General features: G+C 41.6%; 10 protein-coding genes. 4 read left to right on the plus strand and 6 right to left on the minus strand.

Annotation, left to right across the window (positions count from 1 at the left end):
* The first annotated feature begins 136 nt into the window (after nucleotides 1-136).
* A complete protein-coding gene (locus tag B2727_RS15065; RefSeq protein WP_081406939.1) occupies nucleotides 137-1,309 on the plus strand; it encodes an MFS transporter in 1,173 nt (390 codons plus the stop codon).
* Nucleotide 1,310: 1 nt separating this feature from the next.
* Here B2727_RS15065 and B2727_RS15070 read toward each other — a convergent pair whose 3' ends face one another.
* Nucleotides 1,311-2,801, minus strand: coding sequence for an amidase (locus B2727_RS15070; protein WP_033133027.1), 1,491 nt, complete (start codon nucleotides 2,799-2,801; stop codon nucleotides 1,311-1,313).
* Nucleotides 2,802-3,005: 204 nt separating this feature from the next.
* Between B2727_RS15070 and B2727_RS15075 the strand changes: the two genes are divergently transcribed.
* Nucleotides 3,006-3,485 carry a hypothetical protein gene (locus B2727_RS15075; RefSeq protein WP_005189081.1) on the plus strand — a complete coding sequence of 160 codons (480 nt, stop codon included), beginning with the start codon at nucleotides 3,006-3,008 and terminating at the stop codon, nucleotides 3,483-3,485.
* A 54-nt stretch (nucleotides 3,486-3,539) separates the two neighbouring features.
* Here B2727_RS15075 and accC read toward each other — a convergent pair whose 3' ends face one another.
* From accC to B2727_RS15100, 5 genes are all read right to left on the minus strand, one after another.
* Complete coding sequence (gene accC / locus B2727_RS15080; protein WP_004807534.1) at nucleotides 3,540-4,904, minus strand: acetyl-CoA carboxylase biotin carboxylase subunit; 1,365 nt, start codon at nucleotides 4,902-4,904, stop codon at nucleotides 3,540-3,542.
* 17 nt (nucleotides 4,905-4,921) lie between these two features.
* Complete coding sequence (gene accB, locus B2727_RS15085; protein WP_004807532.1) at nucleotides 4,922-5,341, minus strand: acetyl-CoA carboxylase biotin carboxyl carrier protein; 420 nt, start codon at nucleotides 5,339-5,341, stop codon at nucleotides 4,922-4,924.
* A gap of 26 nt (nucleotides 5,342-5,367) precedes the next feature.
* A complete protein-coding gene (gene aroQ, locus B2727_RS15090; RefSeq protein WP_005315896.1) occupies nucleotides 5,368-5,817 on the minus strand; it encodes a type II 3-dehydroquinate dehydratase in 450 nt (149 codons plus the stop codon).
* A 728-nt stretch (nucleotides 5,818-6,545) separates the two neighbouring features.
* The gene (locus tag B2727_RS15095; RefSeq protein ID WP_033133028.1) at nucleotides 6,546-7,580 is read right to left on the minus strand and encodes an ABC transporter substrate-binding protein; all 1,035 of its coding nucleotides are present in this window, start codon (nucleotides 7,578-7,580) and stop codon (nucleotides 6,546-6,548) included.
* A complete protein-coding gene (locus tag B2727_RS15100; RefSeq protein WP_005189070.1) occupies nucleotides 7,581-8,171 on the minus strand; it encodes an ANTAR domain-containing response regulator in 591 nt (196 codons plus the stop codon). It abuts the gene before it with no gap.
* Nucleotides 8,172-8,703: 532 nt separating this feature from the next.
* Here B2727_RS15100 and B2727_RS15105 point away from each other — a divergent pair.
* Together B2727_RS15105 and nirB are read left to right on the plus strand one after the other, a co-directional pair.
* A complete protein-coding gene (locus B2727_RS15105; protein ID WP_033133109.1) occupies nucleotides 8,704-10,056 on the plus strand; it encodes an MFS transporter in 1,353 nt (450 codons plus the stop codon).
* 28 nt (nucleotides 10,057-10,084) lie between these two features.
* The coding region (gene nirB, locus B2727_RS15110; RefSeq protein ID WP_291349557.1) for a nitrite reductase large subunit NirB at nucleotides 10,085-11,628 on the plus strand (1,544 nt) is incomplete at its 3' end.

Raw genomic sequence — 11,628 nt, forward strand, 5'->3', positions numbered from 1 at the left:
TTTTTTACATATCCGCTTTGATATTCATGCGGATATTTGGCGAATTGTTTGGTGAAATGAGCTAAAATTCGCTTATATCAATCGAGTTTATTTTCTCTATTTATTCTTATTTGACACTTTAAAAAAGGCATTTGAATTGCTTCAATCATTAAGTATCCAAACACGATTGGGTGGTTTCTACCTGTTCTACTATGCCATAGTCGGAACGTTCATGCCGTATTGGAACCTGTATCTACAAGATCAGGGGTTCAATTACCAAGAGATCGGCATTCTTTCTTCAATTGCGATTATTACCCGTTTTTTTGCACCATTAATTTGGGGCTGGATTGCTGATAAATCAGGAAAGCGAATGCTTTTGGTACGTATTGCGACCTGGATGGAAACCTGTATCTGGTTTGCCATCTTCGTAATCCCGAATAGTTTCCAATCAGTGGCGTTACTGATGTTGATTTTCAGTTTCTTCCAAAATGCCATCTTGGCGCAGTTTGAGGGCGTGACTTTATTCTGGTTAGGTGAAAAACGTGCGGAACTCTATGGCAAAGTGCGTAAATGGGGTTCAGTCGGTTTTATTGTCGGTGTATTTGTAATTGGGGCTTTATTGGAGGTTATTCCAATCTCAATGCTGCCTATTTTATTGCTCTCTGTTTCATTTCTGGCTTTTCTTTGGTCATTTAGTATTAAAGAGCCTGAACATGCACCAAGCTCTCAGAAAACGCTTGAACCGCTACTCCCGATTTTAAAACGGCCCATCGTTGCTGCATTTTTTAGTATTGAATTTATTTTGCTGTTTTCATTGGCGCCGTTTTATAGCTTTTATAGTAACTATCTAAAAGAAATTGGCTTTAGCACCACACAAATTGGCAGCTTATGGGCGATGGGGGTGATTGCTGAAATCATTATGTTTGCTATTGCACAAAAGCTCTTCTTCACTCGCTTTTCATGGCGAACATTGGTAGTGATTTGCCTGCTTTTAACCAGTTTACGCTGGTTCTTGGTCGGTGTTTTAGAAAACAATTATATTGGACAGTTACTTACTCAGTGTTTACATGCCTTTAGTTTTGGCCTGTTCCATCTGATTGCCATGAAAGTGATTTTCCAAAACTTTACACCAGAGCAGCAAGGCCGAGGACAGGCATTGTATAGCACCATGTGGGGCTTAGGGGTAGCATCTGGAAGTTTATTGGCTGGGCACTATTGGCAAATATTTTCAGGTGCGACCATTTTCTTCTGTGCCAGTGTGGTGGTCTTGTTTGGTTTATTACTGGTGCTATGGCTGCCGAATCAAGTGGAAACAGCAGCCAAAACTTAGACTAGATTTGGATGTGTTTATATTGCGGCAACCATGGTTGTGCTTGTTCCAGTTGAGCGGCAAGTTGCAACAAGCGGTCTTCACATCCAAAAGGTGCGATAAACTGGCTACCGAGTGGCATACCGTGTTTATTCCAATACAAAGGGACTGACATGGCAGGTAAACCGGTTACATTGGCGAGCTGGGTAAAAGGTACCCAACTCAAATTGTCCTGTACCATTTTCTCTACCAACTTACCTTGTGCCAAGTAGTGGGCTTTTCCTAGTTTTAGCAAGCCTTTTAGGATTGGCTTCTGCCAAGCAGGTGTGGCAACCTCACCATTTTTAGGCGCGACTGAGGCCGTGGTTGGCGTGAGGTATAAGTCATATTTTTCAAAGAAAATATTCATCTGGGTGCTGTACAGTCCCCAATTATTAAGCGTATGAATATATTCTGTCGCCGTGGTCTTCGCTCCAAAGGCAGCCAAAGTAATTGAATCGAGTTCGAAATCACGATTTTTTGCACCCGCCATTTGTTTGATTTGTGCCTGCATATAGGAGAACTGACTGAACCATGTGGTGACAAAATCTTTTGCCAGTTCGAGACCATCTATTTTAGGTCGGTCTTCAACCACAATATGACCCAATGATTCCAATAGCTTCGCAGTTTTTTGCACAGCTTGGATTGCATCTTTAGAGATTTTGGTACCAATCGGTGATTGGGTATTAAATGCGATACGAAGTTTTTTTGGACTTTGTTGAATGATATCTAAGTAGTTTTGTTTCGGTGCTTCAATACGAAATAGTGAGGTTTGTTCAGGACCTTGCACTGCATCAAGCATGGCTGCACTATCTCGAACGGTTTTGCTGAGCACATGCTGCATGGCAGCGCCGTGCATGGCTTCGCTAAATTGTGGTCCCCATGGCGTACGTCCACGACTGGGTTTAAGTCCAAATAGACCGCAATACGAAGCAGGGATACGAATTGATCCACCGCCATCACCCGCACCCGCAATAGGGACTAAGCCGCCTGCAACTGCTGAAGCAGAACCGCCTGAAGAGCCACCGCTGTTATGCTTTAAATTCCAAGGATTATGGCATGCTCCCCAAGCATCAGGCTCAGTAATCCCTTTAATACCAAATTCAGGCGTATTCGTTCGTCCAAAAGTGACAATACCAGTTTGTTCCCAGCGATTGACAATTTCTGCATTAAAGTCTGGTGTGTAATTGATTTTTTTTAATGCTTGACTGCCATAAGACGTTGGCACACTTTGGTATTCTTGAAATAGATCTTTGACTAAAAATGGAACACCTGAGAATGGACCTGATAAAGCGTGTTGAGCGCGTTGTTTGGCTTGTTCATACATTGGGATAATGATGGCATTCAGTTTCGGATTGACTTGATTGCTTCGTTCTAATGCGATTTCGAGCAGCTCTGACGGCTGAACTTCTTTGTTTTTGACTAACTCGGCTAACCCTAAACCATCGTACTGTACGTATTCTGAAAATTTCATGGCTTTTATCCCTAAAGCGAAAATCTTTATAAAGTAAAAAGTTAAATACAATTTGAAAAATAGCATACCTGAAAAAGTGTCAAAACAAGCAATTAAATTACATGGTAAAAATATTGTGTTTATATGGTTATGAATGCATGCTTTTATCAAAAAATATGCTAATTTAAGCCTATGCACCGTTAAGATGACGACTTAATTAAATCTATGAAAAATATTTATATTATTGGATTATTATGGGCTTGCTCAACATGGACTATGGCAGAGACGGTCGTAAATGACAAAGCAGCAGTAACCCCTCAACAAATAGCTAAAGCCAATGCGATTCGGGTCACAACTCGCCCTGAGATTATGGGGCTGTGGGGAATGGAAATTCCAAACAATAAGAAGTGTGTCGAATACTATAACTTCCGTGGTGCAAGTGATGTGGTGATTAAAAGTGGTCAAGAATGGTCGTATGGCTTATATGATTATCAGCCATCAGAAGATCATAAAGAGCGCTTGCCCGCATTAGTTCTGCAAATCAAATATGACAATAATGAAATGGACTGTTCAGGTCAAAAGCAAGATCAAACGGGTGAAGTTTCGCAGTACTTTGTAAAATGGGCCAATGATTCAACTATCGATTTTTGTGCCAGTGAAAAAGGCGATAAGTGTTTTGCGACCTTGCGTCGTGTTTTACCCTAAGAATTAAGATTGAGTTAGAAATAAAAAAGCCTCTTGAGTAAGAGGCTTTTTTATTTAGGCTTTTTCAGCTTTTGGTTCAAGCTGTTTTAGCAAATGTTTTTCAAGATAATGAATATCCATTGCCTGTTCACAGAAATTTTTGTCTTGTAAGATCAAATCTTTATGCAAAGGAATATTGGTTTTAATTCCTGTCAAAATCATTTCATCTAATGCTTGGCGCATGCGAGCTAATGATGTTTCACGGTCTTTACCATGAGAAATCAATTTTGCAATCATTGAGTCATAGTAAGGCGGGATGTTGTAGCCCTGATAGATGTGTGAATCCAAACGGATACCAGCACCACCTGGCGCATAGAAACTTTCAATTTTACCTGGAGAAGGCAAGAAAGTAGTTGGATCTTCAGCATTGATACGGCATTCAATCGCATGACCTTTAACTTCGATTTGCTCTTGTTCAAGTTCAAGACCTAAACCAGCTGCAATACGAAGTTGCTGTTCAATGATATCAACCCCAGTCACCATTTCAGTGACAGGATGTTCAACTTGCACGCGAGTATTCATTTCGATGAAGAAGAATTCGCCATCTTCAAATAAAAATTCAAATGTACCTGCACCACGATACTGCATCAACTTACATGCATTCACACAGGCTTCTAAAATATCAGCACGTGCTTGTTCAGGTAGGTTTGGTGCCGGTGCTTCTTCTAATACTTTTTGATGACGACGTTGTAAAGAACAGTCGCGATCATAGAGGTGAATCGCATGACCATTACCATCACCAAGAACCTGTACTTCGACATGGCGAGGTTTCTGTAAGAAACGTTCCATATAAACCGTATCGTCACCGAACCACATCTCTGCATCGCGTTGCGCCGCTTGAACCGATTCAAGTAGCGTGTCGACACGTTCTACGATACGCATACCACGACCGCCGCCACCAGAAGCCGCTTTCACGATCAATGGGAAGCCGATTTCTTTTGCTTCCGCGAGTGCATTGTTAATGGTTACGGCATGATCACAGCCAGGTACCGTTGGTACACCTGACTTTTTCATGGCAATAATCGCTGATACTTTATTCCCCATAAGACGAATATGTTCAGGGCGAGGGCCAATGAAAATAAAGCCAGAACTTTCAACGATTTCAGCAAATTCCGCATTCTCGGATAAAAAACCATAACCAGGATGGATTGCATCCGCGCCTGTGATTTCTGCAGCAGTAATAATTGCAGGAATATTTAAATAGCTTTCACTACTTGCACCCGGTCCGATACACACTGCTTCATCAACGAAGCGTAAGTGCATTAAATCTTTATCGGCATCTGAATAGATACCAACTGTTTTAATGCCAAGAGTTTTACAAGCCCGAGTAATTCGTAAAGCGATTTCGCCACGGTTTGCAATTAATACTTTTTGCAACATAGGAATCCCCAAACTGATTAAGCACGGTAGCGGAAAAGTGGTTGACCGAATTGGATCACTTCACCATTTTTCACTAGAATTTCTTCAATTACGCCGCTTTTTGTTGCTTCAATTGGGTTCATGATTTTCATTGCTTCAATGATCCCTAATGTTTCACCCGCAGATACTGTTTGACCTACATTTACAAATGGTGCTTCACCTGGACTTGGTGCTGCATAGAACACACCAACCATAGGTGATGATTCAACTGCACCACGTGGTGTTTTTGCTGCTGGTGCTGGAGCAGCAACCGTTGGAGCTGCAGCTACAGCAGCCGCGGCATAAACAGGAGTAGGGCGAGTTAATGAGATGGATTGGTCGCCTTCCTTAACTTCAATCGCTTGTAAGTCAGATTCAATCATCAAGTCGATGAGCTTCTTGATTTTACGGATATCCATGAGTGAGCATTCCTAAAAAGTCTAAATTAGTTAGAAGATTGAATTTTTTCGATAGCGTAATCGAGAGCAAAGGAATAACCCTTTGCACCTAAGCCACAAATTACGCCAATGGCTTTATCTGATAAATATGAGTGATGACGGAATGATTCACGGGCGTGAACATTTGACAAATGAACCTCAATAAATGGGATGGCAACACCAAGTAAGGCATCGCGTAAAGCAACTGAGGTATGGGTCAAGGCTGCAGGGTTGATAATGATAAATTTCACACCCTCGTTTTGTGCTTGATGGATACGATCGACAATCGCACCTTCCCAGTTGCTTTGAAAAGTATCTAGTGTGAGTGATGCATGTTGGGCTTGAGCGATGAGTTGCTGGTTAACATCATCTAGCGTGAGATAACCATATACCTCTGGTTCGCGTTTTCCTAGCAAGTTCAAATTCGGTCCATGAATTACCAAAATGGTTGAGCTCATTCAGCCTGCTCCAATTTCTAAATCTGCAAAAGTTTTTTGCAAGATGTCTGCAAAGTTTGCTTATTATGGCACAAAATTCTGCAATTTTTTTATAATTTGTTTTAATCGATGAAGAAATTTGCATGCCAAGCATGGTGCATATAATGAAAACTTTGCAAGGAATTGGCAATGTTAAAATATGACAAAATTTAGCGTAATTTTATTTTTAAACATTCTAAACTGAATTACCTCATTTCGTTCATGGGATTTGTGTAACTCAGCAGTCAAGCTATTTATATTTTGGTATCTTAGTGCGACTTAAATCCTTAGAAAAGAATTGGGTAAAGTGTATTTTTATGTGATCCAATAGGATGAAGGTTTTATACTAACATATTGTTTTTATGTGTTTAAATTATTATTTATGAGGATAGTAAACCTGTAGTTGCTAAAATATGAATATTGAACCTTTTCTGATGCTACTTGTTGATTGCGTGACATTGTGAAGCGCTTGATGACTGCAATGCAAGATGATTAGAGATTGAACACTGTTGTCGCTTAATCAGTTGGCAGAAATGATAAAAATTCGCATTCTAGATGGCAGTTAATGACATAAAAATGTCCGAAAAAGATATCTCTGCTTTCAATATGATAGTGACTACTTAAGGGATTACTTGTGATTGGTGTAATCCCTTTTGGGTCTTTCAAAAGCTGTCTTTAAATATCAAGACAGCTTTTTTTTGTCCTTGGTTTTATGTGGGATTCGCAGCAGCTTTATAGGTTTCAAGCAGTAGGCAATTCTGAGCTTGAGTCATATAAGTGTCTCGTTCAAGTTCTACAGCATTCCACTTATGCATTTGTTGAAATAGCCATTCAAAGTCTTGGGCTTTTGGCTCAGCACTGTTTTGTACAAAGTTACGAATGATATTCTGGATGGTAAAGTACTTTTCAACATGAACGTCTGGCGAGCAATGGAATTGAATCACATCAAATTCAATCAGAAGTTGCCATACAGGGCTGAAATCATCTAGTTGTCGCAACTCTTGTTGCGCTTTGAGAATGGCACTGGTTAAGGCAATCAAAGTGTGTGGATGTTGTTGCGCCCATTCTTGCGTGACTGCTAAGACTTTGTCGGCAACATTCGGGATAATGTGCTGACTTGAACAGACAATTTGGCTTAGACCTTGTAACTCAGCTTGAGTATTCCAAGGTTCACCGACACAAAACCCATCTATTAAATGATTACTGATCGCTTCAACCATATAAGGTGGCGGTAAGGTTTTCATTTGAATGGTTTGCGCTAGTTGAGGGTCAGCCAAAGCGAGCCATTCTCTTAAGCAGTAGTGATGAATCGAGTGTTGGAATACATGTGCCAAAGAGACGTTTTGATCTTGGCGGATATAATCCGTCAGTTTCTGTGCGGAGCTCTCTGCGTTGTCTTGCTTCTGAATATTCAGTGCATAACAGAGCTTCTGGCTTAAGCTGATAAAGGCTCGGTTTTCACTCAGCACGAGAGAGGTTTGTAGTGGAATCCCAATTTGATCAGTTCCGACCGCTGCTGCTGGCAACATGGCAGACAGGCAATGTGCAGCATCGAGTAAGCCAAAAGCTAAACGATCACGTAAACTGGCCCAAGAAGCTTCCTTGACTAAATTGACATTTAAACCGACTTCTTCAAAAAAACCACGCTGCTTTGCCCAGAGTAATGCGACACAATCAAGTAAGGGAATATAGCCCAGTTGTAATTCGGTTTTTTCTACTTTTGCTAATTCGACTAAATGGCTCATCTATTCATCCTTTAGTTGATTATTTAAAAGTTGTTGGGCATCGAGTAAACGGCGTGCCATTTCTCCAATAGTCATGCGGTGGCTCATGGCATTTTTTCTGAGTAATTGAAACGCGGTGTCTTCAGTTAAGCCATGCAGTTGCATGAGCAACACTTTGGCCTTTTCGACATCTTTACGATCTGCAAGTTTGGTCTTGGCATCTTTCAGGTCACATTCCAGTTTTTTATGCTTTTTATACTGCTCAATCGAAATATCTAAAATGGTGTGTAAGCGGCTTGGGTCTATACCATCGACGATATAGGCGGTAATCCCTGCATCAATGGCTTGTTTGATAGTGTCTTTATCGGTGTTCTTGGTAAATAAGACGGTAGGCAGATCAAAGTTGCTGACACAACTTTCGATCACATCGCGATGTGGGTGATCCATATCAAGCAGAATGACATCGGCTTGAAGATGTTCGAGTTTAAAAATATTGAGATGATCGAGGGTAAAACAAGCCACTACATCAAAGTCATGTTCAATCAAACAGGTTTTTATGTATTCAGCCCGAGCCTGGTCGTCATCAATAAGTGCGATCTTGAGTTTCGGCATAAGTATATAGGTCAAACGGTGGGGTTATGCACAGAGATTAAAGTACTGTGCGTATTGTTTTTGAAGCAAAAATAGTGCCAGTGAAGCTATTTTGATTTCTTATTCGGTGCAATCGCTCCATGGGGCGTATTGTTTATGCGCTTTATTGTATCGCTGTGACCAAGTAGAAGAAATGAAAAATTTGACTTATATCCTCCAGAATAAAACTGCACTTTTTAAGTGCGTAAAAAGAATTGTTTTGAAGCAGTGCGAATTGTGCTTTAAAACAGGTCGTTGTACTGAACTTGTTCTCTTCAACCGAATTGGTATTCATTAAAAATAAAGAGTAAATGAATAAAATTAATATAAAACAATAACTAATGTTATGTTGGTGTGATTGTGGTTAGAACTTGGCACAGCATTTGCTAACTATTCCTTGAGTCAAAGATGACTTGCAAAATTGTAAGACGGCCAACGATGTCCGATCTGATCGGTTTGTTGATACAGCGTGCTGTATGAGCAACACATGATACGTTCAGTATGGGAGATGGCAATGTCTTTAGATTTATCGGCGAAAAAAGCCACGTCAATTAAGTTATTCAACTTTTCCGCACCAGCGATGCGGGCATTCCACATGAGTTGGCTTGCTTTCTTCGTTTGTTTCTTTGCTTGGTTTGCTTGTGCACCATTAATGCCAGTGATTGCAGGCGAGTTCCATCTCACCAAAGATCAGATCGCCAATATTAATATTGCTGCTGTTGCAATCACGATTGTGGTTCGATTAATCGTTGGTCCACTGTGTGATAAGTATGGTCCGCGTAAAACGTATACTGCATTGTTATTGTTGGGCAGCATTCCTGTATTTGGTGTTGCTGCAGCAAATAGTTATGAATCCTTCCTATTCTTCCGTTTATTGATTGGTGCAATTGGCGCCAGCTTTGTCATTACTCAATACCATACCAGCATTATGTTTGCACCAAATGTTGTAGGCACTGCAAATGCCGCATCAGCGGGCTGGGGGAATGCAGGTGGTGGTGCGACACAAGCCTTGATGCCTTTACTGTTGTCTGCCTTGGTGATGTTCGGTGTAGAACAAGCCATGGGTTGGAGAATTGCATTGCTTGTACCGGGTGTGATGATGCTGATCGTGGGTGTGCTTTATTGGAAGCTGACTCAAGATTGCCCACAAGGCGATTTTAAAGAACTTCGTGCGCAAGGTGTTGTGGTGGGAAGCGATAAAAAAGGGGGCTTGGCAATCCTAATGCATGCAGCACGCAACTATCGGGTCTGGATTCTATTCTGCTCTTATGCGGCATGTTTTGGTATTGAAATCTTCATGCACAACATCATTGCGATGTATTACGTCGAACACTTCAACTTTGGCTTAAAAGAAGCAGGACTGGCTGCTGGGGTTTTTGGTTTGCTGGCACTGTTTGCCCGTGCCCTTGGTGGGATTGTTTCAGACAAAGTCGCGCTGAAAAAAGGTCTAGATGGTCGTACCAAAATCTTGTTTCTGTTGATCTTGGGTGAAGGACTGTTCCTGATGCTATTCGCGCATATGAATAGTGCAGTTCTTGCAATCCTCAGTATGACCATCTTCGCACTGTTTACCCATATGGCATGTGGTGCGACTTATGCATTGGTTCCATTTATTGATCGTGAAGCACTCGGTGGTGTGGCAGGCATTATTGGTGCAGGTGGCAATGTCGGGGCAGTCGCAGCAGGATTCTTGCTGAAAGGAATGGTCGATTTTCAAACTTGTTTAATGGTTTTAGGTGGCTTGGTAGTGATTGCTGCAAGCTCGGTGATGCTGATCCGATTCTCGGTAGAGCATAAACAAAAAGAACAACAGCTGTTTGAACAAGCCATGTTGGAACGTAGCTCAGAACAAAGCAGCGCAGCTTAATCAAAGATTCGATTTGAGGAGAAACACAATGAAATTAGTGATGATTGGTCACGGTATGGTGGGGCATAAATTCATCGAAGCCATCTTGGAGAAAGCTGATGATGAATTAGAAATTACCATCCTTGCAGAAGAACCACGTATTGCCTATGACCGCGTACATTTGACTGAATACTTCTCTGGTAAAACAGCCAAAGATTTATCACTGGCTCGCTTTGATTTTGCAGACGCGCACGGTATTGATTTAAGACTCAATACCAAAGCGGTAGAAATTAATGCAGCTGAGCAAACGGTGACTACCAATTTAGGCGATGTCATTCATTATGACAAATTGGTCTTAGCAACAGGTTCATATGCCTTTGTTCCACCAATTTCAGGCAATGATCGTGAAAACTGTTTTGTCTATCGTACCATTGAAGACTTAGATGCCATTCGTGCTGCGAGCTTAAATGCCAAAACAGGTGTGGTGATTGGTGGTGGTTTATTAGGTCTGGAAGCTGCCAAAGCATTGCGAGATTTAAATCTGGAAACGCATGTGGTGGAGTTTGCACCGCGTTTAATGGCGGTACAAATTGATGATCTAGGTGGCAAGGTATTACGCCGTAAAATTGAAAATCTTGGGGTAAAAGTCCATACCCAAAAAGCCACGCAATGTATTGAAGCCGGTGATAGCACAACGCACATCATGAAGTTTGCGGATGGCAGTGAGCTGGAAACAGATATCATTTTATTCTCAGCGGGAATTCGCCCACGTGATGAATTAGCGCGCTTGAGTGGTTTAGCGTTGGGTGAGCGTGGCGGGATTAAAATCAATGATTATTGTCAAACCTCAGATGAGCATATCTATGCGATTGGTGAATGTGCGCTGTGGGATAATAAAATTTATGGCTTAGTCGCACCCGGCTATGACATGGCACGTATTGCCGCAAAACATATCTTAGCCGAAGAAACCCATTGTTTCGCAGGTGCAGATATGAGCACCAAGTTGAAGTTGATGGGGGTTGATGTGGCATCCGTCGGTGATGCGCATGGCATGACGCCAAACTCACTCAGCTATTTTTATGCTGATGAAGATAGCTTGGTTTATAAAAAGATCGTGGTCGATGCAGATAAAACCAAGTTGCTTGGTGCGGTCTTGGTCGGTGATGCCAAAGAATATAATGACCTACTACAAATGATGCTAAATGGTCTGGCACTACCAGAAACACCTGAAAGTTTGATCATGCCAGGTTTTGCCGATTCAGGTGCCAAAGCAGGCGGTAGTGGTGTCGATTTATTGCCAGATAGCGCAACCATTTGTTCTTGTAATAACGTGTCCAAAGCCGATATTTGCCAAGCAATTTGTGACGGTTCAACCTCACTTGGTGCTTTGAAAAAATGTACCAAAGCGGCGACAGCCTGTGGTGGTTGTGCACCTTTAGTCACGCAAGTGTTGAAGTCTGAGCTACAACGGCAAGGCGTAACAGTCAATAACCATGTGTGTGAGCACTTCCCGTACTCACGCCAAGAAATTTATCACTTGGTTCGTGTCAATGAAATCAAGACCTTTGATGATTTGATTCATCAACATGGTCA

The sequence above is a fragment of the Acinetobacter sp. UBA991 genome (assembly GCF_002292065.1).
Lineage (GTDB): Bacteria > Pseudomonadota > Gammaproteobacteria > Pseudomonadales > Moraxellaceae > Acinetobacter > Acinetobacter higginsii.

Excerpts from the sequence above, each read along its gene's own strand:
- B2727_RS15070 (WP_033133027.1), bottom strand. The coding sequence starts at position 2,801 with ATGAAATTTTCAGAATACGTACAGTACGATGGTTTAGGGTTAGCCGAG.
- B2727_RS15075 (WP_005189081.1), top strand. The coding sequence starts at position 3,006 with ATGAAAAATATTTATATTATTGGATTATTATGGGCTTGCTCAACATGG.
- accC (WP_004807534.1), bottom strand. The coding sequence starts at position 4,904 with ATGTTGCAAAAAGTATTAATTGCAAACCGTGGCGAAATCGCTTTACGA.
- accB (WP_004807532.1), bottom strand. The coding sequence starts at position 5,341 with ATGGATATCCGTAAAATCAAGAAGCTCATCGACTTGATGATTGAATCT.
- aroQ (WP_005315896.1), bottom strand. The coding sequence starts at position 5,817 with ATGAGCTCAACCATTTTGGTAATTCATGGACCGAATTTGAACTTGCTA.
- B2727_RS15095 (WP_033133028.1), bottom strand. The coding sequence starts at position 7,580 with ATGAGCCATTTAGTCGAATTAGCAAAAGTAGAAAAAACCGAATTACAA.
- B2727_RS15100 (WP_005189070.1), bottom strand. The coding sequence starts at position 8,171 with ATGCCGAAACTCAAGATCGCACTTATTGATGACGACCAGGCTCGGGCT.
- B2727_RS15105 (WP_033133109.1), top strand. The coding sequence starts at position 8,704 with ATGTCTTTAGATTTATCGGCGAAAAAAGCCACGTCAATTAAGTTATTC.